The sequence below is a fragment of the Agromyces aurantiacus genome (assembly GCF_016907355.1).
GTDB classification, from domain to species: Bacteria; Actinomycetota; Actinomycetes; order Actinomycetales; family Microbacteriaceae; genus Agromyces; species Agromyces aurantiacus.
This window is the reverse complement of sequence record NZ_JAFBBW010000001.1, coordinates 2874239-2899210: the sequence shown is the minus strand read 5'-3', so window position 1 is coordinate 2899210 and position 24972 is coordinate 2874239. Positions and strand designations below refer to the sequence as shown.

The 24972-nt window shown below is 72.6% G+C and carries 25 protein-coding genes; 14 read left to right on the top strand and 11 right to left on the bottom strand.

From position 1 onward, the window contains the following. Positions 1–21: 21 nt before the first annotated feature. Positions 22–951, top strand: coding sequence for a cation diffusion facilitator family transporter (locus JOD46_RS13695; RefSeq protein ID WP_204395080.1), 930 nt, complete (start codon positions 22–24; stop codon positions 949–951). Positions 952–1007: 56 nt separating this feature from the next. On the opposite strand, the gene JOD46_RS13690 is transcribed toward JOD46_RS13695, so the two are convergent. The 3 genes from JOD46_RS13690 to JOD46_RS13680 are packed head-to-tail and all read right to left on the bottom strand — an operon-like array spanning position 1008 to position 3303. Beyond that, a complete protein-coding gene (locus tag JOD46_RS13690; RefSeq protein WP_204395079.1) occupies positions 1008–1538 on the bottom strand; it encodes a hypothetical protein in 531 nt (176 codons plus the stop codon). 53 nt (positions 1539–1591) lie between these two features. Beyond that, positions 1592–2959 (bottom strand): FAD-binding oxidoreductase, encoded by a 1368-nt coding sequence (locus JOD46_RS13685; protein WP_204395078.1) that lies wholly within the window; start codon positions 2957–2959, stop codon positions 1592–1594. Between the two features lie 5 nt (positions 2960–2964). Next, a complete protein-coding gene (locus JOD46_RS13680; RefSeq protein ID WP_204395077.1) occupies positions 2965–3303 on the bottom strand; it encodes a RidA family protein in 339 nt (112 codons plus the stop codon). Between the two features lie 115 nt (positions 3304–3418). Between JOD46_RS13680 and JOD46_RS18960 the strand changes: the two genes are divergently transcribed. Then, entirely contained in the window at positions 3419–4552 is a 1134-nt protein-coding gene (locus JOD46_RS18960) for a helix-turn-helix transcriptional regulator (protein ID WP_204395076.1), read from the top strand. Between the two features lie 42 nt (positions 4553–4594). Here the strand turns inward: JOD46_RS18960 and JOD46_RS13670 are convergent, their stop codons facing one another. The 6 genes from JOD46_RS13670 to JOD46_RS13645 form a co-directional block, all read right to left on the bottom strand. Beyond that, positions 4595–5425 (bottom strand): DedA family protein, encoded by an 831-nt coding sequence (locus JOD46_RS13670; protein ID WP_204396663.1) that lies wholly within the window; start codon positions 5423–5425, stop codon positions 4595–4597. 598 nt (positions 5426–6023) lie between these two features. Next, on the bottom strand, positions 6024–6224 hold the full coding sequence (locus tag JOD46_RS13665; protein ID WP_204395075.1) for a hypothetical protein: 201 nt from the start codon (positions 6222–6224) through the stop codon (positions 6024–6026). Between the two features lie 246 nt (positions 6225–6470). Continuing rightward, positions 6471–6818 (bottom strand): type II toxin-antitoxin system PemK/MazF family toxin, encoded by a 348-nt coding sequence (locus JOD46_RS13660; protein WP_307835039.1) that lies wholly within the window; start codon positions 6816–6818, stop codon positions 6471–6473. Next, complete coding sequence (locus JOD46_RS13655) at positions 6812–7057, bottom strand: ribbon-helix-helix domain-containing protein (RefSeq protein WP_204395074.1); 246 nt, start codon at positions 7055–7057, stop codon at positions 6812–6814. The genes JOD46_RS13660 and JOD46_RS13655 overlap by 7 nt, the downstream gene beginning before the upstream one ends. A 70-nt stretch (positions 7058–7127) precedes the next feature. Beyond that, positions 7128–7853: a response regulator gene (locus JOD46_RS13650; protein WP_204395073.1), complete on the bottom strand. Its 726-nt coding sequence runs from the start codon at positions 7851–7853 to the stop codon at positions 7128–7130. Next, positions 7846–9501 (bottom strand): ATP-binding protein, encoded by a 1656-nt coding sequence (locus tag JOD46_RS13645; protein WP_204395072.1) that lies wholly within the window; start codon positions 9499–9501, stop codon positions 7846–7848. The genes JOD46_RS13650 and JOD46_RS13645 overlap by 8 nt, the downstream gene beginning before the upstream one ends. 181 nt (positions 9502–9682) lie before the next feature. On the opposite strand from JOD46_RS13645, the gene JOD46_RS13640 reads away from it, so the two are divergent. Next, positions 9683–11101, top strand: coding sequence for a cation:dicarboxylate symporter family transporter (locus JOD46_RS13640; RefSeq protein ID WP_204395071.1), 1419 nt, complete (start codon positions 9683–9685; stop codon positions 11099–11101). Further along, positions 11098–12096: an HpcH/HpaI aldolase/citrate lyase family protein gene (locus JOD46_RS13635; protein ID WP_307835038.1), complete on the top strand. Its 999-nt coding sequence runs from the start codon at positions 11098–11100 to the stop codon at positions 12094–12096. The genes JOD46_RS13640 and JOD46_RS13635 overlap by 4 nt, the downstream gene beginning before the upstream one ends. Here the strand turns inward: JOD46_RS13635 and JOD46_RS13630 are convergent. Beyond that, positions 12084–12311: a DUF1653 domain-containing protein gene (locus tag JOD46_RS13630; RefSeq protein ID WP_204395070.1), complete on the bottom strand. Its 228-nt coding sequence runs from the start codon at positions 12309–12311 to the stop codon at positions 12084–12086. The two genes, JOD46_RS13635 and JOD46_RS13630, sit on opposite strands and share 13 nt — an antisense overlap. 133 nt (positions 12312–12444) lie before the next feature. Here JOD46_RS13630 and JOD46_RS13625 point away from each other — a divergent pair, with 133 nt between their 5' ends. The 4 genes from JOD46_RS13625 (at position 12445) to JOD46_RS13610 (ending at position 17689) form a co-directional block, all read left to right on the top strand. Continuing rightward, positions 12445–13641 (top strand): NAD(P)/FAD-dependent oxidoreductase, encoded by a 1197-nt coding sequence (locus tag JOD46_RS13625; protein ID WP_204395069.1) that lies wholly within the window; start codon positions 12445–12447, stop codon positions 13639–13641. A 54-nt stretch (positions 13642–13695) separates the two neighbouring features. Further along, a complete protein-coding gene (locus tag JOD46_RS13620; RefSeq protein ID WP_204395068.1) occupies positions 13696–14487 on the top strand; it encodes a ZIP family metal transporter in 792 nt (263 codons plus the stop codon). A 210-nt stretch (positions 14488–14697) separates the two neighbouring features. Then, positions 14698–17196, top strand: a complete 2499-nt coding sequence (locus JOD46_RS13615) for an FAD-dependent oxidoreductase (RefSeq protein WP_204395067.1) — start codon at positions 14698–14700, stop codon at positions 17194–17196. Positions 17197–17326: 130 nt separating this feature from the next. Continuing rightward, positions 17327–17689, top strand: coding sequence for a hypothetical protein (locus JOD46_RS13610; protein ID WP_204395066.1), 363 nt, complete (start codon positions 17327–17329; stop codon positions 17687–17689). A gap of 111 nt (positions 17690–17800) precedes the next feature. On the opposite strand, the gene JOD46_RS13605 is transcribed toward JOD46_RS13610, so the two are convergent. Then, the gene (locus JOD46_RS13605; protein WP_204395065.1) at positions 17801–18823 is read right to left on the bottom strand and encodes a VOC family protein; all 1023 of its coding nucleotides are present in this window, start codon (positions 18821–18823) and stop codon (positions 17801–17803) included. A gap of 165 nt (positions 18824–18988) precedes the next feature. Between JOD46_RS13605 and JOD46_RS13600 the strand changes: the two genes are divergently transcribed. From JOD46_RS13600 to pcaDC, 6 genes are all read left to right on the top strand, one after another. Next, a complete protein-coding gene (locus JOD46_RS13600) occupies positions 18989–19753 on the top strand; it encodes an IclR family transcriptional regulator (protein ID WP_204395064.1) in 765 nt (254 codons plus the stop codon). Between the two features lie 109 nt (positions 19754–19862). Beyond that, positions 19863–21038, top strand: a complete 1176-nt coding sequence (locus JOD46_RS13595; protein WP_307835037.1) for a 4-hydroxybenzoate 3-monooxygenase — start codon at positions 19863–19865, stop codon at positions 21036–21038. A 2-nt stretch (positions 21039–21040) separates the two neighbouring features. Next, the gene (gene pcaH, locus JOD46_RS13590; RefSeq protein WP_204395062.1) at positions 21041–21838 is read left to right on the top strand and encodes a protocatechuate 3,4-dioxygenase subunit beta; all 798 of its coding nucleotides are present in this window, start codon (positions 21041–21043) and stop codon (positions 21836–21838) included. Further along, positions 21831–22499, top strand: a complete 669-nt coding sequence (gene pcaG / locus JOD46_RS13585) for a protocatechuate 3,4-dioxygenase subunit alpha (RefSeq protein ID WP_204395061.1) — start codon at positions 21831–21833, stop codon at positions 22497–22499. Before pcaH ends, pcaG begins: the two co-directional genes overlap by 8 nt. 13 nt (positions 22500–22512) lie before the next feature. After that, positions 22513–23721 (top strand): lyase family protein, encoded by a 1209-nt coding sequence (locus JOD46_RS13580; protein ID WP_204395060.1) that lies wholly within the window; start codon positions 22513–22515, stop codon positions 23719–23721. Further along, positions 23718–24959 carry a bifunctional 3-oxoadipate enol-lactonase/4-carboxymuconolactone decarboxylase PcaDC gene (pcaDC, locus tag JOD46_RS13575; RefSeq protein ID WP_204395059.1) on the top strand — a complete coding sequence of 414 codons (1242 nt, stop codon included), beginning with the start codon at positions 23718–23720 and terminating at the stop codon, positions 24957–24959. Before JOD46_RS13580 ends, pcaDC begins: the two co-directional genes overlap by 4 nt. Positions 24960–24972: the final 13 nt, after the last annotated feature.

Here is a 24972-nt window from a genome sequence, read left to right as displayed (position 1 = left end):
CCGGCCTACCCTTGAATCACCATGGGACACGGACACGACCACGCGCACGACGCGCACGCCGCCGACCGCGGCCGCCTCGGGATCGCCATCGCGATCATCGGCGCGTTCGTCGTGGTGCAGGTGCTCGGCGGGTTCCTGAGCGGGTCGCTGGCGCTGCTCGCCGACGCGGGGCACATGACGAGCGACCTGCTCGGCCTGTTCGTGGCGCTCGGCGCCGCGATCGTCGCCGCGCGCCCGGCGACCGATCGCCAGACCTACGGCTACCGGCGATTCGAGGTCTTCGGCGCGCTCGCGAACGGCGTCATCCTCGTCGTGGTCGCCGTCGCCGTCGCCGCCGGCGCGATCGGCCGGCTGGTCACCGGTGCGCAGGGCGAGGCGCACGAGGTCGCGGCCGGTCCCATGCTCGTGATCGCCGTGCTCGGGCTCGCCGCGAACGTCGCCGCGCTGCTCGTGCTGCGCGGCGGGTCGAGCCGGTCGATGAACCTGCGCGGCGCCTACCTCGAGGTGCTCGGCGACACCGTCGGCTCGGCGCTCGTCATCGTCGCGGCCCTCGTGATCCTCACGACCGGATGGGAGGCCGCCGACCCGATCGCCTCGCTCGCGATCGCCGCGCTCATCGTGCCCCGCGCGCTCATGCTGCTGCGCGACGTGATGCGCGTGCTCAGCCAGTCGACCCCGGCCGAGACGGATGTCGCGGAGATCCGCGACCACATCCTCGGCACGCGCGGCGTGGTCGCCGTCCACGACGTGCACGTGTGGACGATCACGACGGGCGCCCACGTCTTCAGCGCGCACGTCGAGGTCGAACCCTCGGTGTTCGCCGAGGGGCGTGTGGGCGACCTGCTCGACGAGCTCGGCGGATGCCTCGACGAGCACTTCGACGTCGGCCACTCCACCTTCCAGCTCGAGCCGTCGGGCCGCGGCCGGCAGGAGCAGGCGACCCACGCCTGACACGCCGAACGGCGGCCCCGCATGGTGCGGGACCGCCGGACGACGGGATCACCCGGTCAGCAGGAGACGCTCGGGTTGAACGGCGCGTAGAGGCCGTCGGGGTTGTGCTTGCCGACCCACACGTGCAGGTCGTAGTGCTCGGGCATGCCGGGCTCGTGGCCGGGCATCGGGCCGTCGAACTGCTGCGTGCCGAACACCGGGGTGGGCTGGCCGATGTTGGGCTCGAAGAACTCGGCGCCCCAGAACTCCAGCTCGCCCGAGGCCGACGGGCCGTAGAGCAGCACCGGCGGCTTCGACGCGTCGACCGGAGCGCCCGGGGCGATGAGGGCCGGGTTCACGAAGTGGTGGCCCATGGCGCCCGCGGGCGACGCCGAGCACTCCTCGGCGGGCAGGTACCCTTCGGCGATCGCGACGTCCACGTCGTGGAAGCGCGCGGTCGCGGCGCGGAGCTCGGCGACCAGTGCGGCCTGCGACGCGTGGTCGGGCCGGATGGCGTCGACGGGACGCGCGCTGGCGGGCACGGCGGTGCCGGCGACGGCGACGGCCGCGAGCACGGCCGCCGTGGTGAGGATGCGATGGACTCGCATGTGGTTCTCCTTCGAGTGGATGGTGCGGGGTGGGTGAACCGGACGGTTCGCGGTCAGCGGGCGCCGACGGGGTGGGCGGCGACCCAGACACCGGCGGGGTCGACCGATCGACGGATCTCGCCGAGCCGGTCCCAGGCCGCGGCGTCGAAGCCCGTCGCGACGTCGACCGAGCGGTCGACGAAGTTGAGGTACGTGCGCGTGGTCGACCACGGCCGGAGGGCCGCGACGACCTCGCTCGTCGCGGCCGTGCCGATCGCGGCGATCTCGGGCGTGGGCGCGACGGCGATGGCGTACAGCGCGTATTCGCCGTCGAGGCGGTCGAGCGCGGCATCCTGCGGCCGGGCCAGCGCGCCGCCGAGGTGGCGCAGTTCGGCGAACATGAGCGGCGTCTCGACGCCGGGGCCCGCGACGGCGAGCAGCGCGCCGATCGCCGCCGGGGGCAGCTCGCGGAGGATCGCGTGGTCGCTCACCGACGGCACGGGAGCGGGCGGGTCCATGTGCACGGCGAGCAGGCCGGCCGCGGGGATGCGCGAGAACGTGTCCATCTCGGGTGCGAGCGCGCGCAGCGGCGCGAGCAGTTCGGCTGCGCGGTCGTCGTCCTCGAGGACGGCCCCGTCGATCACCACGAGGCTGCGGCCGCTGAGGAACGGCGGCAGCTCGGGCAGCGGCGGGAAGCGCATGTAGCGCAGCGACGTCGTGACCGACTCGGGAAGTTCCGCCGTCCACTCGGCCCAGGTGCGAGTGACCTCCTCGGCGCGCGAGAGGTCCCAGAGCAGCATGCCGGCGACCACGTCGGCGATCGGCAGCAGCGCGATCTCCATCGCCACGACGACGCCGAAGTTGCCGCCGCCGCCCTTGACGGCCCAGAACAGGTCGGCGTGCTCGTCGGCGGTCGCGCGCACCAGGGTGCCGTCGGCCGTCACGAGTTCGACCGCCCGGAGGTGCGACGACGCGAGGCCGTGCTCGCGTCCGTAGAACGAGAGGCCGCCGCCGAGCACGTACCCGGCCACCGCGACGTCGCCGGCGCTGCCGTGCGCCGCGGTGAGCCCGTGCGCAGCGGCCGCGGCGACGACGTCCTGCCAGAGCGTGCCGCCGAGCACGCGCGCGACGTGCGCCTCGGCATCGACCTCGACGCCCGTGAGCTCGTCGAGGCGGAGCAGCATCACGTCGTCGAGCGGCTGCTCGCCGAGCGCGGCGGCGCCGTGGCCGGTGCTCTGCGGCGCGATGCGCAGGCCCCGCGCGACCGCGGCCGTGACGACGTCGATGACCTCGGCGACGGACCGGGGCACGGCGACCGCGGCGGGCCGCTGGTCGACCGCGAGGTTCCACGGCGTGCGCGCCGCGTCGTAGCCCGGCTCGCCGGGGAAGTGGACGGTGGCCGCCCGGCGAGGGGTCGGGGTGTCGGTGAGCGACGGGTGCATCTCGGTCAGTCCTTCTGGTCGGGGTGAATGCGGTGACCGGTCACGTCGGCGGAGATGCCGACGAGCATGCCGGGGACCTCCAGCCGTTCGACGCACGCCCACGTGACCGTGGGCGTCGCCGCCGTGGCGTCGAGGCGCTCGGCGATGAGGTCGATGAGCTCGCCCGGCGCGACGCGCTCGATGAGGAGCACGCGGAGCCGGTCGACGTCCGACAGGTCCAGGCCGCAGCCGGCGAGCTTCGCCTCGAGGCGCACGAGCGCCAGGCAGAGCTGCGCGGGGGCGTCCTCGGCGTGCATGAGCGCGCCGCCCTCGTCGAGGGAGCCGGTGTCGATCGTGATGGTCACGGTGGCCAGCGTGCCCGTCCATACCTCTGCCGGGGAATCCCGTCGGCCCGGGGACTTCCCTTTCCCAGACTTCTGGGATACCGTTCGCGCCCTGGCCCGGCGCATACTGGTGGACGTGAGCACACGCCTGACCGAGTCGCGCGTCGCGGGAGACCTCGACGTGCTCTCGCGCGCGGGCCTCGACCTCGACGACTTCCTCCTCGAGGCGACGGATTCGCTGCGCCGTGCCGTGCCGTGGGTCGGCGCCTGCGTCGGCACCCACGATCCGGCGAGCATGATGCTGACGAGCGCCCGCAAGTACGGCGCGCTCGTCGCGAACAACGAGTATGACCAGCTCTTCGGCATCATCGAGTACGGCGGCGACGAGGAGACCTCGTTCCGCTCGCTCGCGATGTCCGAGCACCGGGCGATCGGGATGCACGCGTCGATCCCCGGCGAGGCCGACCGGTCCGAGCGGATGACCCGCCTCATGCGCCCGATCTACGGCTTCTCCGACGAGGCGCGGCTGCTGTTCCGCGACGGCTCGGGTGTCTGGGGCTGCATCGCGCTGTTCCGCGGCGGCGACGACCCGCGCTTCGGCGAGGGCGAGATCGACTACCTCGGCACGCTCTCGGAGTCGTTCGCGCGCGGCGTGCGCTCCGGCATCCTGACCCGCCTCGCCGAGGCGCCCGAACGCGAGCTGGGGGAGTCCGGGCCCGCGGTCGTCATCGTCGGGCCCGACGACGAGATCTCGCAGATCAGCCTGGGCGCCGAGGAGCGGATGGCGGAGCTCGGCGGCGACCGGCACGTGGGCGATCCGCTGAGTCTCGTCACGTCGCTCGTGAGCGCCGCCCGCCGTGCGGTCGGCGTGCCCGGCGCCTCGCTGCCGCGCGCCCGCGTGCGCACTCCGTCAGGGGTGTGGCTCCTGCTGCACGCCTCGCCGCTTCGCGGACCCGATGGGGTCGTCGGCGACGTGGTCGTCACGATCGAGGAGGCGCGCCCGCCCGAGATCGTGGCGCTCGTCGTCGCGGCGTTCGGCCTCACGCCGCGCGAGCGCGACGTGACCCGGCTCGTGCTCCAGGGCGTCGAGACCAAGGAGATCGCCGCGACGCTGCACGTGTCGGCCTACACCGTGCAGGACCACCTGAAGTCGGTGTTCGACAAGGCGGGCGTGCGCAGCCGTCGCGAGCTCATCTCGCGCGTGTACTTCGAGCAGTACGTGCCGCGCATGGGCGAGATCGCCGGGCCGACCGGCTGGTTCGCGGCCTGACGGCTCGGCGCGTCATCCGGCCCGGGCATGCCGCGAGCGGCCTCAGCGGCCGTCGTGCGGCGGGTGCTCGTCGCCGTGACGCTCGTCGCCGTGGCGGCCGTGGTGGCCGTGGTGCTCGCCGTCGAGGTGCGGCGGGCGGTCGAACACGTCGGGATCGAGCACGAGCTCCTCGGCCTCCTCCTCGTCGGTGACGACGTCGGCGCCGGCGGCCTCGGCCTTCCTCGCCTTGCGGCGCTCGCTGAGGTAGTGCCAGACCGTCACGAGGGCCGTGCCGCCCACCGCGACGAGCAGGATCAGGTCGATGTAGTTGCGCACCAGGTCGGCGACCGGGGGGATGAAGCTGACCAGGTAGCCGAACATGGTCAGGCCGAAGCCCCAGAGCACGGCGCCGATGAAGTTGTAGAGCGTGTAGCGGCCGCGGTTCATGTGCCCGACGCCCGCGGCGACGGGGGCGAACGTGCGCACGATCGGCACGAAGCGCGCCAGGATGATGGTCAGCCCGCCGAACCGCTCGAAGAACGCGTTCGTGCGTTCGACGTTCTTGACGCTGAAGAGCCCGCTCTCCTTGCGCTCGAACACCCGCGGTCCGCCGCGATGGCCGATCTCGTACCCGACCTCGCCGCCGACGAACGCCGAGAGGCCGATGAGCAGCGCCACGATCCACACCGAGACGCCGAACACGCCCGCGGGCGGCACGACGTCGGGGTTGGAGAGCAGGCCCGAGATGACGAGCAGCGTGTCGCCGGGCAGCAGGAAGCCCACGAGCAGGCCCGTCTCGGCGAACACGATGAAGCACACCACCAGGAGCGCCCAGGGCCCGGCAGCCTGGATGATCGACTCGGGGTCGAGCCAGGGGATGAGCGCGGTGTGGATCACGGCGTGGTGCTCCTGTCGTCGGACACGGTGGAGGCCGGTCGAGGGGGCGTGGTGTCCGTGCAGTCTACCGAGCGGAGGTCGCCGCGACGTCGGGAGAACCCCCGAATCCACCGGGCGGATGACGCGGTCGTCACTCGCACCAGGAGAGCATGCCGCTGATACGTCGTCAGGCTGTCTCGTGTCCGACCTGACTGCTCGGATTCACCCTCGAGGTCGCGACACGGCGTCACGGGAATCGCCGGCAGCCGGAACGGCGCCTCGTCTCGGCCTGTGCGCGGATGGGAGCGGGACCGCGATCGAGACGCTCGAATCTCATGGGTGACGAGACGGTGGGCTCGTCGCAGATGGGGTCCCTCAGGCGGGCAGGTTCATCGGGCGGGTCATCCGGACACCGACGCGATCGAGGCTGAGCGGCGCATCTCGTGGAGGATGGCCGCCCGCCGATCGACCGGCTAACGGGCGGCTGAAGTACGGTTACGACAGTCGTTGCGGGTGTCGACTGTCGCCTACCCGCAGTAACCGTCCACACCTTCCGAACTGGATCTGATTGGGACCGGCTACCGGACGGGTTGCGACGGGCTGGATCGCCGCAGCGTCAGGCTCGGATCTTCCTGGCCGCGACAACGACGAGCAGCACGATTCCGGCCACTACGGCACAGAATCCGACGAAACCCAATGGAGCGATACCCAGCGCGAAGATGTTTCCTGACGTGCCCGTGCGGTCCGCGCGATCGATGTCGGCGGAGAGGTTCCAGGACGCAACGCACACGGCCGAGATCCCGATCGCGAGGAGCACGAGTCCTACGACCGTGAGTTGAGGGCGCTACTTGGCTTCCATGTAGACCTTTCCGAGCGGGTCCGGCCGGATCGGCCGTCTGCTGAGCCTTCCACAAACCCACCTTCTTCATGCTGCAGCCTCCACAGGCGGGACACGACATGGGGGTCACGCCTCGTGATGCACTCGAGAGACTTGGCAGACGCAGCCGCGATGGGCGACCGCCGCAATGAGGGATCGTAAGCGAATCGACAGTGTGGTCGCGGCTCAGATGCCCATGACGAGGCGAATGCCATCGGCGATCTTCGTCTGCACGTAGCTCGGGAGGTGCCCGACCGGGAACGCGTCGAGGAACTCACGGCTGACCGGTCCGACTTGCGACACGACCGCCACCGAGTCCTTCTCGAGGCCGGAAGCCTCGACGGGTACGAGCACGTTGCCGGGGAACGCTTCCAGCGCGACGTTCGATGTCAACGGCACGACCAGGACGGTGGCGATCCGCGTGGCGAGCAGCCAGTCCTCCTGCATCACGACGGCAGGTCGCCGCTTCGCCGGTTCCGACCCGCGCGGTGAACCGAAGTCGACCCAGACGACGTCGCCGTGGGCGATCACCACTCAGTCGCCTCGAGCATGCGACGCTCGGACTCCGCGAGGAACGGGCTGTCGGCAGAGGGCTGCCCGACGCGTTCGATGACCGCGTCGGCCAAGGCGGTCAGCTCTGCCTCGCCCTCGAGTTCCTCAACGAAGCGGCGGCCAGCGCGTCGAAAGAACTCCGAGCGGTTCATGCCGTGCCGGGCGGCCACGCGTTCGAAACGCTCGAAGTCGCCATCCGGGATGGAGATCGCGGTCTTCATGGCGAAAGTATAACCGGTCATACCGACGGTGTCGTTGAAGGATCGATCTGCGTTGTCACATCCCGAGCCGTCAGCGTCGCCGGTACTCGACCTCGGGCCGGCCCGGCGTGCCGTACCGGCTCGCGCGCTCGACGATGCCGGAATCCGCGAGCTGCTCGAGGTAGCGGCGCGCGGTGACGCGCGAGAGGTCGAGGCGAGCGGCGAGCTCGGCGGCGGAGACGCCGCGTCCGTCGGGCGCCTCGCGGACCGCAGCGCGCACCCGCTCGAGCGTCTCGCGCGTGAGGCCCTTGGGCACGTCGCCGCCCGACGAGGTGCGCAGCGCCGCGAACGACGCGTCGACCTCCTGCTGGTCGGTCACCACGGCCGAGCCGACGCGGCCGCGGTACTCGCGGTAGGCGTTCAGCTTCTCCGCGAACGCGGCGAACGCGAACGGCTTGATGAGGTACTGCACGATGCCGAGCGACACCGCGGATCGCACGACCGCGGCGTCGCGCACGGCCGTCACGGCGATCACGTCGATCTCGATGCCCCCGGCCCGGAGCGAACGGCACAGCTCGATGCCGGTGGTGTCGGGCAGGTTGACGTCGAGCAGGATCAGGTCGATCCCGGCGATCGACCCGTCGGCGGCGCGGGCGTCGCGGAGGAGGCGCACCGCCTCGGCGCCGGTGCGGGCGACGCCGGCGACCTCGAACCCGGGGACGCGACGGACGTACGCGGTGTGCGCCTCGGCCGTGACCGGCTCGTCCTCGACCACCAGGACGCGGATCGGGGCATCAGCCCCCGTCTGGTCAGGCATCGGCGGCTCCCGGCAGGGCCGGCGCGGCGCCGGACGCCGCAGCGGCGGGCAGGGGCAGCGTCACCTCGAAGCGCGAGCCCTCGACGCGGAGGTCGCCGCCGAGGCGCGCGACCGACTGGCGCACGAGCGCGAGCCCGATGCCGCGCCCGTGCGACGCGCCGCCCGCGGCATCCGGCTTCGAGGTCACGCCGAGGTCGAAGACGCGGGCACCCGCGACCGGCCCCGGACCGCTGTCGGCGACGGCGACCACGAGGCGTCCGTCGCGCATGCCGATCGACACGTCGACCGCAGGGGAGGGCGTCGCCGCGGCCGCGTCGAGCGCGTTGTCGATGAGGTTGCCGACGATCGTGATGGTCTCGCGCGGGTCGATGCCGGTCGCCGCGAGCCGCTCGGGCAGGTCGACGTCGAAGCGGATGCCGCGCTCGCCCGCCTGCGCGGCCTTGCCGAGCAGCAGCGCGAGCAGCACGGGCTCCTCGACCGCCGAGAGCAGGCGGTCGGCGAGCGCCTGGCTGAGCGCGAGCTCGTTCGACGCGAGTTCGACCGCCTCGTCGGGGCGGCCGAGCTCGATCAGCGCGATGATCGTGTGCAGCCGGTTCGCGAACTCGTGCGCCTGCGAGCGCAGCGCGTCGGAGAGGGTGGTCATGGTCGCGAGCTCGCCCGTGAGCTCCTGCAGCCGGGTGTGGTCGCGCAGGGTCGTCACCGTGCCGACGCGCCGGGCGCGCGCGTCGCCGGGCCGCGCCCGGGAGACGATCACGTCGCGGTCGACGACGAGCACGTGCGTCGGCGTGATCACGATCTCGTCGACCACGGCGCCGGTGCGCGCGAGCACGTCGGCGACGGATGGCGCGAGCCCCAGCGTCTCGAGCGCCGCCGGAGCGGCATCCCGCCCCGTGGGCTTGCGCAGCCCGAGCAGCTCGGCCGCCCGGTCGTTCGCGAGCACGACCCGATTGCGGTCGTCCTGCAGCACGAGCCCCTCGCCGATCGAGTGCAGCACGCCCTCGTAGTACGCGAACATGCGGCTCATCTCCTCGGCGCCGCGGCCCCACGTGACGCGCCGCAGGTAGCGGCTCAGCAGCCACGCGCCGAGCGCGCCCAGCGCGATCATGACCGCGGCGGCCGCGATCACGGTCGCGATCCGGGCGCCGAGCGCGACCTGCGTGTTCGACACCGTGATGCCGGCCGCGACGAGTGCGACGACCTCGCCCGAGGCATCCTCGATCGGCACCACCGAGCGCACCGAGGGCCCGAGCGTACCCGTGTAGGTCTCGCTGAAGGCCTCGCCGGCCAGCGCTGGATCGATGTTGCCGAGGAACTGCCGCCCGATCTGCGACGGATCCGGATGCGTGAAGCGCGTGCGGTCGGGCGCCATGATCGTGACGAAGTCGACGCCGGCCTCGCGCATGACGTCGACCGCGTACGGCTGCAGCACCGCCGTCGGGTCGTCGGAGCGCACGCCCTCGATCACGAACGGGTCGTTCGCGATGGTCTGCGCGATCGCCATCGACTTCGCCGCGGCGTCGCGCTCGACGTCGGCGCGCGCATCGGCCCAGATCAGCGCGACCGCGATCACGGCGAGCACGATGATCACCGCGAGCTGCAGCGCGAACAGCTTCGCGGCGATGCTCCATCCGCGGACCCACCGGGCCATGTCCACCTCGCAAACGCCGTCGTCGGTTCTCACGATACGTCTCGGCGGCGGGCACGCCGCGGGTCGCGACGCGAACAGTATGAACACAAGCGGATGGCGCGACATCCGCCCGCGCATGCTGGCCCTCACACCCCGACTCGTCGCCACCGGCGATGACCGACCAAGGAAGGCAGGGACGGCAATGGCGCTCCAGTCTCGCGTCGACGGCTCGAAGCCGCGGCGGAGGATCGACTCCTCGCACTACCTCTACATCGCGGTGATCGCGGCGGTCGCCGCCGGCATCGCCGTCGGCCTCGCGGCCCCCGAGTTCGCGGTCGGCCTGAAGCCGATCGGCGACGCGTTCGTGCTGCTCATCAAGATGATGATCGCCCCGATCATCTTCTGCACGATCGTGCTCGGCGTCGGCTCGATCGCCAAGGCCGCGATCGTCGGCAAGGTCGGCGGGCTCGCGCTGCTCTACTTCATGGTCATGTCGACGTTCGCGCTCGGCATCGGGCTGGTCGTGGGCAACCTCATCCACCCCGGCGAGGGCCTGAACATCGCGGGCGCCTCCTACGACGCCGGCACCGGCGAGGCGAAGACGACGCAGGAGTTCATCCTCGGCGTCATCCCGACCTCGCTGCTGTCGGCGCTGACCGACGGCAACATCCTGCAGGTGCTGTTCGTGGCCCTGCTCGTCGGGTTCGCGCTGCAGAAGATGGGCGCCAAGGGCGCGCCGATCCTCGGCGCCGTCCGCCAGATCCAGGCGCTCGTGTTCCGCATCCTCGCGATGATCATGTGGGTCGCGCCCATCGGCGCGTTCGGCGCGATCGCCGCCGTCGTCGGCGCGACCGGCGTCGCCGCGATCATCTCGCTCGGCACGCTCATGGTCGCCTTCTACCTCACGTGCGCGATCTTCATCGTGGTCGTGCTCGGGTCGCTGCTCTGGGCGGTCGCTCGCGTGAACATCTTCTCGATGATGAAGTACCTCGGCCGGGAGTACCTGCTCATCGTCTCTACCTCCTCGAGCGAGGTCGCACTGCCCAGGCTCATCGCCAAGATGGAGCACGCGGGCGTCTCCAAGCCCGTCGCCGGTATCACCGTGCCGACCGGCTACTCGTTCAACCTCGACGGCACCGCGATCTACCTCACGATGGCCTCGCTGTTCATCGCCTCGGCCATGGGCACGCCGCTGTCGATCCCCGAGCAGATCGGTCTCCTCCTGTTCATGATGGTCGCCTCAAAGGGCGCCGCGGGCGTCACGGGCGCCGGGCTCGCGACCCTCGCGGGCGGGCTGCAGGCGCACCGGCCCGACCTGGTCGACGGCGTCGGCGTCATCGTCGGCATCGACCGGTTCATGTCGGAGGCGCGCGCGCTCACGAACTTCACGGGCAACGCGGTCGCGACCCTCCTCGTCGGCACCTGGACCAAGGAGCTCGACCGCACGCAGCTCCGCGCCGTGCTCGCGGGCGAGAAGCCGTTCGACGAGACCACCATGAGCGTCGACGACCACCTGTCGAGCGATGAGCGCGCCGAAGTCGAGCGCGAGCAGCGGCCCTCGACCGAGGCGATCGCCGCGATCGTCGGCGAGCTCGAGCACGAGAAGGCGGGCCGCCGGTGACCTCGGCGTCCCACGGTTCCACCGCCGGTGCCGTCGACGCGGATCGCTCCGCGCCGGCGGCGCCGGCCGCGGTCATCGACCGGGTCGCCGCGGTGGCCGGGGTCGCCCCGGTCGCGCCCGAGCTCGCGCGTTCCTGGCTCCTCGTGCCGGGCACGGCCGACGACCTGGCCGCCCGGATCGCCGACTCGACCGCCGACGTCGTCGTGGTCGACCTCGAGGACGGCGTCGCACCCGACCGCAAGGGCGAGGCCCGCCGGGCGCTCGTCGACGCGGTCGACACGCTCGATGCGCTCGACGGGTCGGGCTCGGCGGCCCGCGTGCGGGTGTGGGTGCGCATCGCGGATGCCGCGTCCGACGAGTGGCGCACGGACGTCGCGCTGCTGCGTGGTCGCGGCCTCGTCGCGGGCGTCGTGCTCGCCAAGGTCGAGTCTCCCGATCACGTCCGACGCACGGTCGATGCGCTCGGCGGCGGAGCGGCCCCGCCGCCGATCGTCGCGCTCGTCGAGAGCGCGCGCGGCGTCGAGGCGGCGCTCGAGATCGCCTCGGCGCCCGGCGTCACGCGCCTCGCGTTCGGCAGCGGCGACTTCCGTCGCGACACCGGCGCCGCCGACGACCCGCTCGCGCTGCTGTACGCGCGGTCGCGCCTCGTCAGCACGAGCCGGGCGGCCGGGCTGCCGGGCCCGGTCGACGGGCCCACCGTGTCGCGCGACGCGGCCGCGCTCGCCGAGGCGTCGGCGCACGCCGCATCCGTCGGCATGACCGGGCGCCTCTGCCTGCGCGAGGAGCAGGTCGGGGCCGTGCACGCGGCGATGAGCCCCTCGCCGGGCGATCTCGCCTGGGCGCTCGAGGTGCTCGAGACGCTCGAGCGCTGCGGCATCCGCGATGGCAGCGACCTGCCCCGCATCGGCCGCGCCCGCCGCATCAGCGACGCCGCAGCGGCATTCGGTCTCGACGTGGCCGCGGTCCCATCGGCCGCATCGGACTACTCGGGCTGACGCGGCCCGTCGTCGACGCGCCGGAACCGCGGCATGGTGCGGCCGTCGACCTCGACCGTCTCGTCGAACATCTCGAGCGGCCGCACCCACGTGCTGCCGTCGCCGTACTGCTGCCGGTAGACGACGAACCACTCCTCGGTCTCGCTGTGGCGCGCGGTCGTCAGCACCTCGTAGCGCCGGCCCTTGTAGTGCTCGTAGACGCCGGGCTCGATCATGCCTTCCATGCTACGGATGGAGGAGGGCTACGCGTCGACGACGGTCGCGTCAACCCGTCGCCGCCTCGGCCGCCGCCGCATAGCGTGGCCCGCGGCTGCCGAGCGCGGCCCGAGCATCGTGGAGGCGAGACGCATGACCCATCACCGCGTCGTAGTCATCGGAGGCGGCAACGCCGGGCTGTCGGTCGCCGGACGACTGCATCGACTGGGCGTCGAGGACGTGGTGGTGATCGAGCCGCGGGAGCAGCACCGTTTCCAGCCGCTGTTCTCGCATGTCGCGGGCGGCAGGGCCCGCCTCAGCACCACGGTGCGGCCGCAGGCCGCCGCGATGCCCAGAGGCGTCGGATGGATCCGTGACGCCGCCGCGGGAATCGAACCCGAGCACGACGCCGTCGTGCTCGCCTCCGGCGGTCGCGTCGGATACGACCACCTCGTGGTGTGTCCCGGGATCCAGCTCGACTGGGACCGCATCCCGGGCCTCGCCGCCGCGATCCGCACGCCCGCCGTCGCCTCGCACTACGAGTACGAGCTCGTGGCCAAGGCGTCCCGACTGCTCCGCGACCTCCGTCGTGGCACGGTGGTGTTCACGCAGCCCCCCGGACCGGCGAAGTGCGCCGGCGCCGCGCAGAAGCCCATGTACCTCGCCTGCGACTACTGGCGCGCGACGGGCGTGCTCGGCGACATCCGCGTGGTGATGGTCGTGCCCGACCCGACCGTGTTCGGCATCCCCGAGATCGACCGCGAGCTCGACCGCAAGATCGCCGAGTACGGCATCGAGCTGCGCACCGGGAGCGAGGTGCAGTCGGTCGACGGCGAGCGCCGGACGATCGAGATCGGATCCACGCACGGCGGTCCCTCGGAGACGATCCGCTTCGACGTGCTCAACGCGGTGCCGCCCCAATCCGCGCCGGACTGGCTCAAGGACACGAGCCTGCCGGCACCCGGCGACGACGGGGGATTCGTGGAGGTCGACCCCGAGACCCTGCGGCACGTGCGATACCCGAACGTCTGGTCGCTCGGCGACGCCGCGGCCACGCGCAACTCGAAGTCGGGCGGGGCCCTGCGCAAGCAGACGAAGGTGCTGGCCGAGAACCTCGCCGCGGTGCTCGAGGGGTGGGAGCCGACGAGGCGGTACAACGGCTACTCCGTCTGCCCGTTCACGGTGTCGCGATCGACCGTGGTCTTCGCCGAGTTCGACGACCGGTACCGGCTGACGCCCACGATCCCGTTCTGGCGCACGCTGTCGCGCGAGCGCCGGCTCTCCTGGCTCTTCGACCGGCACATCCTGCCGTGGGTCTACTGGCACATGATCCTGAAGGGTCGGGCCTGACGCATCTCGCGTCAACCCCTCGCCGGCCGTCCACCGACAGCCGACACTGAACGGATGTGGGCGGCCCTGCTGTTCGGGATCATCGCGTCCGGCTCGTTGGTCATCGGCGCGCTGATCGGCGTGCGATGGCAGCTGCCCAAGCGCCTGCTGGCGATCATGCTCTCGTTCGCCGCGGGCGCCTTGATCACGGCGCTGACCTTCGAGCTGTTCCAGGACGCGTACGAGCGAGGGGGCATCGTCCGCGCGGCGGGCGGTCTGCTCGTCGGCGCGCTGGTGTTCACCGTCCTGAGCGCGCTGCTGGATCGCTGGGCGCAGGCCGGTTCGCGCCCCAAGCCGAGCGACGAGGTACCCGGCAGCGTCAAGCTCGACACGGATGCCGCGGCCGCCGAGCGGCCCCCGACGTCCGCGTCCACGCGCGGCACGGCGGGACTGGCGCTGCTCGCCGCCGTCTCGCTCGACGGCGCGCCCGAGAACCTCGCGCTCGGCGTCTCGCTCGGCGAGACCGCCGGCGGCCTCGCGCTGCTCGCCGCGATCTTCGTCTCGAACCTCCCAGAGGCGCTGGTCGGCGCCGCGTCGATGAAGGCGCAGGGACGCTCCTCGGGATCGATCATCGGGATGTGGGCGCTCGCCGCGGCCATCACCGCCGTGGCGGTGCCGCTCGGTGCCGGCCCGCTCGCGAACACCGATCCCGAGACGATCTCGCTCCCGCTGGCGTTCGCCGCCGGCGCCGTGATCGCCTCACTCGCCGACACGCTCATGCCCGAGGCGTTCGAGCACGGCGGGCCCGCGGTCGCGCTCAGCACGGCGGCCGGCTTCGTGCTCTCGTTCGTGCTGTCGCTGGCGTGAGCGCGCGGTGCCCGGCGACCGAGGACCATCGGGCCCGAGGCCTCGCGACGCCCATGGGAGGGTACCTCGCCGCGCGGACACCGGGGCGCCGCCACGATCGCGGGACCGATGGCCCGCGGGCGCAGGCTCGTCCCGGTCTAGCGTGGACGCCGCCGAGCCGATCGGCGGCCGACCGCGCCCGCCCGGCCCCGCGCATGGAGGGATGCCAGCATGAAGATCGTCGTCGTCGGAGGGGTCGCCGGAGGGGCGTCGGTCGCCGCGCGGGCGCGCCGCCTCGACGAGTCGGCTGAGATCGTCGTCCTCGAGAAGGGCGGCCACGTCTCGTTCGCGAACTGCGGCCTGCCGTACCACATCGGCGAAGTGATCTCCGATCGCAGTCGCCTGCTCCTGCAGACGCCCGAGAGCCTGCGCGAGACGCTCGACATCGACGTCAGGGTCGGGTCGGAGGTGATCGCGCTCGACCGCGGCGCGAAGTCCGTCACGGTGCGCGAGCTCGCCAGCGGTCGCGAGTACGTCGAGTCGTACGACCGGCTCGCGCTGTGTCCGGGCGCCGATCCGATCCGTCCGCCCCTTCCGGGCATCGACCTGCCGGGCGTGCACGTGCTGCGCAACATCGCCGACATGGATGCGATCAAGGCGCAACTGGACGCCGCGCTCGATGCCGCGGCATCCGGCCCCGCCCGCACCGGCACGCCCGTGCGGGCGGTCGTCATCGGCGCCGGGTACATCGGCGTGGAGATGGCCGAGAACCTGCAGCACCGCGGTGCGTCCGTCACCGTCGTCGAGATGGCCGACCAGATCCTCCCGCCGCTCGACAAGGAGGTGTCGGTCCCGGTCGAGCAGCACCTGCGCAGTCGCGGGGTCCACCTGCACCTCTCCACGGCGGCCGCCGCGTTCTCGCAGCGACCGGGTGGCGGCCTCACCGTCGAGTTGCAGAGCAACGTGTTCGTCGACGCCGACCTCGTCATCCTGTCCGCGGGCGTGCGTCCGAACGTGGGACTGGCGACGGCGGCCGGCCTCGAGCTCGGCCCGCGCGGAGGCATCCGCGTCGACACGCACATGCGCACGTCGGATCCGTCGATCTGGGCGGCGGGCGACGCGGTGGAGACTCCGCACACCGTGCTGCCCGGTTCGTGGATCACGCCGCTCGCGGGGCCCGCGAACCGCGAGGCGCGCGTGGCCGCCGAGAACATCTGCGGGCGCGACACCGAGTACCGCTCGACGCAGGGCACGTCGATCGTGAAGGTCTTCGACATGGTCGCGGGCGGAACCGGCGCCACCGAGCGCCAGCTCCGCGACGAGGGCATCGAGTACCGGGCCGTCCACATCCATCCGTCCGGGCATGCGGGCTACTATCCGGGCACGGCCCAGATGCACCTGAAGCTGCTCTTCGCGCCCGGCTCGGGGCGCCTGCTCGGAGCGCAGGCCGCCGGGTTCGACGGCGTCGACAAGCGGCTGGACGTGCTCGCGACCGTGATCCGGCTGGGCGGGACGGTGCACGACCTCGAGCAGCTCGAACTCGCCTACGCGCCGCCCTTCGGGTCGGCGAAGGACCCCGTGAACATGGCGGGCTTCGTCGCGAGCAACGTGCTGCAGGGCGACCTGGTGCTCTGGTACGCGACGGACTGGCCCGCCGCGGTCGAGGGCACCCGGCTCATCGATGTCCGCACGCCGGAGGAGTTCGAGATCTGGCACATCCCGGGGGCCGAGAACGTGCCGCTCGCGACGCTCCGCGAGGCGAGCCGAGGATGGGACCGGTCGGCGCCGGTGCGCCTCTACTGCGCGGTGGGATTCCGCAGCTACCTCGCGTACCGGATCCTCGTGCAGCGGGGCTTCGCGGACGTCGCGACCCTCTCGGGCGGGTCGAACACCTTCCGTTACCGGCACGAGGTCGAACCCGCGTCGACCGCCGCCCCCGCGCCGGAGATCGCGTACGCCGAGGCGGTGGACCTCATCGCCGCGGCGAAGGGGACGGGCCGAAGCGTCGATCTCGATTGCACGGGCCTCGCGTGCCCGGGCCCGATCATGCGCCTCTCGAGCACGATGGCCGAGCTGGTGCCGGGCGACGAGGTCGTCGTCCACGTCTCGGATCCCGGCTTCGTCAGCGACGGCCCGGCGTGGGCGGCGAGCCACGGGCACGAGCTGCTCTCGATGACGCCCGAGGGTCCGGGCTACGTCGCCGCGTTCCGCAAGGGTGGCGCGGCACCTGCCGCGGGCACGGCCGTGCTCGCCGCGCGGACGAACCAGACGTCCTTCGTGATCTTCTCCGGCGACCTCGACAAGATGCTGGCGGCGTTCATCATCGCCAACGGGGCGCTCGCCATGGGGCAGCGGGTGTCGATGTTCTTCACGTTCTGGGGCCTCAACGCGCTGCGGCGCGATCACGCCCCGAAGCGCGACCACGGCGCCCTCGAGCGGATGATGGGCCTGATGATGCCGTCCGGGCCGGATCGGCTGCCGCTCTCGCAGATGAACATGGCCGGCGCCGGACCCGCCATGATCAAGCACGTCATGAAGGAGCACGAGGTCCAGTCGGTGCCCGAGTTGATGACTGCGGCCCTGGAGGGCGGTGCCCGGCTGATCGCCTGCACGATGACGATGGACCTGCTGGGCATCGCCGATTCCGACCTCATCGACGGGATCGAGTTCGGCGGCGTCGCGACCTTCCTCGGAGAGGCGGAGAAGTCCGGCACGACGCTCTTCATCTGACGTGCGCACCCGGATGCGTCACGGACCCGGCCGGCCGACTCAGGAGGGTCGTCGTCGTGTCTCGCGCCCCGCGCGGTCGTTCGCGAGTAGCGTGTGGCCAGCCCGATCGGCATGAGCGAAGGAGTTCATCATGAGCGGTCCCCGTCCCGGTGGCGTGACCCTGGTCGCGGTGCTCGCGTGGATCTCGGGGTTCTTCCAGATCCTCACCGGCATCCTGATCCTGCTGGGAGGGGCGGCCGGCGGCGCGACCCTGGCCTGGGTCGCCATCCTCATCGGCGCCATCACGATCATCGTGAGCCTCGGCCTCTTCCGCGGCAACAACGCGGCGCGCGTCGTCGTGGCGATCGTGTTCGTCCTCAACCTGGTCTCGGCGATCATCACGATGTTCGCGTCGCCGTCCCAGTTGTGGTCGGCGCTCATCGCGGCGGTGCTGGCGATCATCGGCCTGGTGCTGCTGTTCTCGCAGCGCGCGAACGAGTTCTTCCGCGGCTGAGGCAGACGACCGCATGACGACGGCGGATGCCGCGGGCTCCACACCCGCGGCATCCGCCGTTCGCGCTGCGCCCGGCCCGGCCGGGAGGACACCGGCCGGGCCGTGCACGTCTCAGCCGCGTCCCTGCACGGCGTAGGGGTTGAGGATCGCCTCCTCGGTGCCGGGCACGATGCCCTCCTCGGTCGCGGTGGGCTTGCCGGGGTCCGGCGGGAACGACTCGGTCATCGACATCGGCATGGCGCCGTTGCGGTAGAGGTTGTTCGAGCCGGTGGACGGCTTCCACTCGCCGGGCTCCCAGTCGGGCACGTAGTTGCGGTACCCGCCCGTGTTCCACTCGATGCGCATGCCGCTCGGGTCGCGGAAGTAGAGGAAGCTCTGCTCGCCCACGCCGTGGATCGACGGCCCGTACTCGATGTGGGTGCCGCGCTCCATGAGCACGTCGGCGGCCTGGAGCAGCTCCTCGCGCGAGTCGACCCAGAACGCGAAGTGGTTCACGCGGCCGGGGCGGTCGGAGCTGTCGAGGACGACGCCGAGGTCGTGCGACTTCTCGTTCGTGGTGATCACGCCGAAGACCGTCACGGGGTAGTCGTCGAGGGTCGTGTAGGCCATGATGCGGAAGCCGAGCACGTCGCGGTACCACTCGGTGAACGCGCGCACGTCGGACGCGGCGACCGTGACGTGGTCGAGCTGGCGCGGGCCCACGGCGTGCTGCGTGCGCTTCTCGGGGCGGTCGGGGAAGACCGAGCGGAACTCCTCGGGTGCGACGTACTTCTCGACGTCCCAGAACAGCTCCATCGTGTGGCCCCACGGTCCGGTGAAGCGGTACGAGCGACCGTGCCCGTGGCCCTCGTCGATCCACTCGCCGGTGACGCCGGCGTCCTCGATGCGCGTGGCCGCCTCGTCGAGCGCCTCGGGGCTCGAGGTGCGCCAGGCCATGACGTTCAGCGCGGGCTCGGGACCCTCGGCGATGACGAGCGAGTAGTTGTAGTAGTCGCCCCACGAGCGCAGGTAGACCTTGCCGTTCGCGCGCGACTGCACCCGAAGCCCGACCTGCTCCTCGTAGAAGCGGACGGAGGCCTCGACGTCGGGCGCCGCGATCTCGAGGTAGGAGAGGTGGGAGAGGAGTTTGATCATCGTCGATCCTTCGGTCGGAGTGCGGTGATGACGACCGCGTGGTTCTGGGTGCCGATCGGGGGCACGGTTCCACTGTCGGCGGTCCCGAGGTATCAGGGAAGCCGAATCTCTTGATGCCGACCATCGCTGGGGCTGATATGGGTGGCCCGGGGCTAGCATGTGCGCATGGCGGGAGGCGGCGCGGACTCGCGCTCGGTGGCGGAGAAGCTCTTCGCGATCGCCGACGCGTTCGCCGGCCGCGAGGACCTCAGCCTCTCCGAGATCGCGTCGCGCGCGCGGCTGCCGCTCTCGACGGCGCACCGGCTCGTCGGCGAGTGGGTCGAATGGGGCGGGCTCGTGCGCGGCGACGACGGACGGTACCGGGTCGGCATGCGGCTCTGGCGGCTCGGCGTTCGCCAGCCCACCGCATTGCGGCTCCGGCGCATCGCCATGCCGTACCTGCGCGACCTCCTCGAGTCGACGGGCGAGCACGTGCACCTCGCGGTGCGCGACGGGCTCGGTGCGATCTACCTCGAGCGCCTGTCCGGTCCGGGCGCGGTTCCGGTGATCTCGGATGTCGGCTCGCGCCTGCCGCTGCACGCGACCGGCGTGGGCCTCGTCCTCCTGGCGCACGCGCCCACCGAGGTGTTCGACGAGGTGCTCGCATCGAACCCCCGGAGGTACCTGCCGAACACGTTGACCGACGAGCGCGGGCTGCGCCGCCGGCTCGCCGAGATCCGCTCGTTCGGCCTGTCGACCTCGGTCGAGGAGCTCACCGTCGGCGCCTTCTCGGTGGCGGCGCCGGTGCGCGACGCGAGCGGCGAGGTCGTCGCGGCGGTGTCGATCATCGCGCACGTCGAGCGGGTCGGCGAGCCGCAGTTCGCACTCGGCGTGCGGATGGCCGCGCGCGGCGTCTCCTCGGCGCTCGGCTTCCGCGCACCGGGGGAGTGATCGCTTCCGCTGGGCGGAAGTACCGCGCCGGCGGCGGGCGGGAGGGGCGATGCTCGACGCGTCCTTCCCGACGACGTGAAAGCGAAGACCGTTGCGACAGTCCACCTCCGTGGCCATCATCGGCGCGGGCCCAGCGGGCCTGCTGCTCGGCCACCTCATGGCGCAGGCCGGCGTGCCCTTCGTCATCCTCGAGGCCCAGACCCGCGAGCACGTGCTCGGCCGCATCCGCGCCGGCGTGCTCGAGCAGGGCTCGGTCGACCTGCTCGCCGAGCACGGCCTCGACGCCGACCTCCGCGAGCGCGGCCTCACCCACCACGGCATCTACCTGCAGTACGAGGGCCAGCGCCACCACGTCGACTTCCTCGACCTCGTCGGGCGCACCGTGACGGTCTACGGCCAGCAGGCGCTCGTGAAGCACCTGCTCGCCGGGCACGAGCGCATCGGCTCGCAGGTCGTGTTCGAGGCGAAGGACGTCGAGCCGGTCGGCGTGACGGGATCGCGCCCCACGGTCATCTACACGAAGGACGGCGTCACCGAGGAGCTCGAGTGCGACTTCGTGGTCGGCGCCGACGGCTACCACGGCGTGTGCCGGCGCAGCATCCCGGCCGGCGGCATCGAGGCCTTCGAGCGCAGCTACCCGTTCGGCTGGCTCGGGATCCTCGCCGACGTGCCGCCCTCGACCGACGACCTCATCTACGCGCTGCACCGCGACGGCTTCGGCATGCACTCGATGCGATCGCTCGAGGTCTCGCGCCTCTACGTGCAGGTCGCGCCCGACGAGTCGATCGACGACTGGAGCGATGCGCGCATCTGGGACGCGCTGCAGACCCGCCTCGGCGTCGACGGGTGGGAGTTGACCGAGGGCCCCATCACCGAGAAGTCGATCACGCCCATGCGCAGCTTCGTCGTCTCGACGATGCAGCACGGGCGAATGTTCCTCGCGGGCGACGCGGGCCACATCGTGCCGCCGACGGGCGCGAAGGGCCTGAACTCGGCGATCGCCGACGTGGCGCTGCTGGCCCGCGCCATCCTGGACCACCGCGCCGGCGACGACTCGGGCCTCGAGCGCTACAGCGACCGCGCCCTCGCCCGCCAGTGGAAGGTGCAGCACTTCTCGCAGTGGATGACCGAGATGCTGCACGTGCACCACGAGGTCCCGGATGCCTCGGCGCGCGCGTTCCGCTACCGCAGCCAGGTCGGCCAGCTCGAGTACGTCACCGGCTCGCGCGCCGCCATGCAGAGCCTCGCCGAGCAGTACGCCGGCCTCCCATTCACGACGGAGTGACCATGCAACGACCCGCACCCCAGCCCCAGACGACGCAGCGGCAGGTCAGCGACGAGATCGCCGAACGGCATCGTAGCGAGGTGGATGCCGCGGCCTCCGCGGGCCGCGCGCTCGCCGCCCACCCCCGCCGCGACTTCGCGCCCTACCGCTCGACGGTGCTGCGCCATCCCACGCACGAGCTCGTGCGCGCCGACCCCGAGGAGATCGAGCTCGTCTCGCCCGCGTTCGGCCACACCGACGTCGCGGCAGAGGAGGCCGACCTCACCATCCAGCACACGGGCGAGCCGCTCGGCGAGCGGATCATCGTGACGGGCCGCGTGCTCGACGGCGAAGGTCGCCCCGTACGCAACCAGCTCATCGAGATCTGGCAGGCCAACGCGTCGGGCCGGTACGTGCACAAGCGCGACCAGCATCCCGCGCCGCTCGACCCGAACTTCACGGGCGTCGGCCGGGTCATCACGGGCGACGACGGCTCGTACCGGATCACGACCATCAAGCCGGGCGCGTACCCGTGGAAGAACCACCGCAACGCGTGGCGCCCCGCGCACATCCACTTCTCGTTCTTCGGGTCGGCCTTCACGCAGCGCCTGATCACGCAGATGTACTTCCCGGGCGACCCGCTCTTCGCGCTCGACCCGATCTACCAGTCGATCGTCGACCCGGCCGCGCGCGAGCGGCTCGTCGCGACGTACGACCACGACGTGAGCGAGCCCGAGTGGGCGATCGGCTACCGGTGGGACGTCGTGCTCACCGGACCGAAGTCGACCTGGATGGAGCCGGAGGACGCCGACCATGCCTGAGACCGCCCCGCCCGACCCCACCGGGCCCGACTTCGACGACGAGGCGTTCGACGCCGCCGACCTGCCCGGTTCGCACGCGCCGCATCCCGGCGCCCACCGCGGCGGGCTCGGCCAGACGCCCTCGCAGACCGTGGGCCCGTTCTTCGGCTACGCGCTGCCCTATGCCGGCGGGCCCGACGTGCGCGCGCCGTGGCTGCCCGACGCGATCCGGCTGCACGGCACGGTCTCCGACGGCGCGGGGGACCCGATCCCCGATGCGATCGTCGAGATCTGGGGCGCGGATGCCGCGGGCCGGCCGTCGACCGAGCGCGGGTCGTTCGACCGCGACGCGCACGGGTTCGCGGGCTTCGGCCGCGCGGCGGTCGATCGCGCCGGGCACTACGCCTTCACGACGATCAAGCCGGGTGCCGCCCGGGCGGGCTCGGCGCCCTACCTGCTCGTGACGGTGTTCGCGCGCGGGGTGACGCACCACCTGTTCACGCGCGCCTACTTCGCCGACGAGGCCGCGGCGAACGCGTCCGACCCGCTGCTCGCGCGCGTCGACGAGTCGCGCCGCGGCACGCTCGTCGCGCAGGCCGACGGCCCGGGCTCGTACCGTTTCGACATCCGGCTGCAGGGCGAGGGCGAGACCGTGTTCCTCGACTACGGCACCGAGGTCTGAGCAGGATGGAGCGATGACCGACTGGGGACTTCTCGATCCGGGCGCGGCCGACGCCTCGGGCAGCGACGACGACGCGGCGCTCGCCGCGATGGTCGAGGTCGAGCGCGCGCTGCTGCTGGCGTGGGGGAGCGTGCTCGACGAGGTCCTCGACGCGCAGGCCGACACGCTCGAGGCTGCGGCCCTCGACCGTGACGCGCTGCGCGACGGCGTCGCACGCGACGGCGTGCCGGTCGTCGCGCTCGTGCCCGCGCTGCGCGCGCAGCTCGAGGCCGCCGGGCTCTCCGCCGATCGGCTGCACCTCGGCGCGACGAGCCAGGACGTCGTCGACACCGCGCTCATGCTCGTGGCGCGCGAGGCGCTGCGCGCGGCCCGGGGCTCGCTCGTCGCCGCCGGCGGTTCGCTCGCGACGCTCGCCGACGCGCACCGCGGCGACGTGCGCATCGCGCGCTCGATCGCGCGGCACGGCGAGGCCTCGACGCTCGGCGTGCTCGCGGCGGGCTGGCTCGACGGCGTGACCTCGGCGGTCGCGGCGATCGACGCGCTCGCGTTCCCCGTGCAGTTCGGCGGCGCCGTCGGCACCGGTGCGGCGGCGGATGCCGCGGCCGGGCGGCCCACGGGCGCCGACGAGGTGCGCCGCGAACTCGCCGGCCGGCTGGGGCTCGCCGACCCGGGGCGCTCGTGGCACGCCGAGCGCACGCCCGTGCTCGCGGTCGCCGGGGCCGCCGCCACGGTGCTCGCCGCGCTCGGGCGGATCGCCGGCGACGCGACATTCCTCTCGCGCGAGGAGATCGGTGAGGTGCGCCTGGCCGCCTCGGGCGGCTCGTCGGCCATGCCGCACAAGCAGAACCCCGTCGACGCGGTGCGGATCACCGCGGCCGCGACCGAGGCGCCCGGGCTGCTGTCGGTCGTCGCGAGTGCCGCGATCGCGGGCGACGAGCGCTCGCCCGGGCGATGGCACGCCGAGTGGTCGGCGCTGCGGCGACTCGTGCGACTCGCGCGCTCCTCGGCGGGTGCGGCCGCCCGGCTCGTCGGCGGGCTCGGGTTCGACGCGGTCCGCGCGGCCGCGATCGTCGCCGACGCCGGCCCCGCGGGCGAGCGTCCCGCGCGCGACGTGCTCGCCGCGGCATCCGACCGCATCGTCGACCGGGCGGTCTCCCGCTTCGGCGGCGTCGCCGATCCCACCGGCCCCGCCGCATCCGCTCCCCAGGAGGCCAGACCATGACCGTGCCCCGACTGCTCGGCTCGTTCGCGCCGGGCGCCGCGCCGGCCGCCGCGAACCCGCTGCTCGTCCTGCTGCCCTCGCTCGGCACGACGACCGCACTCTGGGACGGCGTCGTCGCTCGGCTCCGCGCCGACCAGCGCACCGCGGGCCTGCGGATCCTGCGGATCGACCTGCCCGGCCACGGCGCCTCGCCCGTCGTGCGCGCGCCCGTCACGATCGGCGAGCTCGCCGACGCCGTGCTGGCGGTCGTCGACGAGGCGGGCGGCGGCGCATTCCACGTCGCGGGCGTCTCGCTCGGCGGCACCGTCGCGCTCGAGCTCGCGGCCGCGCATCCCGACCGGGTGCGGTCGCTCGTGCTGAGCTGCAGCGGCGCGCGCATCGGCACGCCCGACGGGTGGGCCGAGCGCGCCGCGTCGGTGCGGGCGAGCGGCACCGCATCCCTCGTGACCGGCAGCGCGTCGCGCTGGTTCGCGCCCGGGTTCCTCGACCGCGAGGGCGGCGGCCCCGGCGCCCGCTCGCTCTCCACGCTCGTCGACGTCGACGACGAGTCGTACGCCGCGTGCGCCGAGGCGCTCGCCGGGTTCGACCGCACGGCCGACCTCGGCGCGCTCGACGCACCCACCCTCGCGATCAGCGGCGAGCACGACACTGTGACGCCCCCCGCCTCGATGCAGGACCTCGCCGACGCCGTCCCGGACGGCCGGCACGTCGCGCTCGACGGGGCGTCGCACCTCGCCGTGCTCGAGGAGCCCGCCGCGGCCGCCGAGCTCATCGCGCAGCACGTCGCCGCCGCGGAACGTGCAGGCGCGGCATCCGTCGCCCACGACCGCGGCATGCGGGTGCGCCGCGAGGTGCTCGGCGACGCGCACGTCGACCGTGCGGTCGCGGCGACGACGCCCGAGACCGCGGCGTTCCAGGACTTCCTGACCCGATACGCGTGGGGCGACGTGTGGGACCGACCCGGCTTGTCGCGCCGGGAGCGTTCGATCGCGACGCTCGCCTCGCTCACCACCGGCGGCCATGAGAACGAGATCGCGATGCACGTGCGCGCGGCGCTCCGCAACGGGCTCACGCGCGACGAGATCGCCGAGGTGCTGCTGCACACCGCGCTGTACGCGGGTCTGCCGGCGTCGAACGCGGCGTTCGCGATCATGCGCGCGGTCTTCCAGGAGGGGGACGCCGCGAGCTCCGCACCCGCTGCTCCTGACACACCCGCTGCCCCCGACGAGACCCCCTGAACCCCGGAGGAGA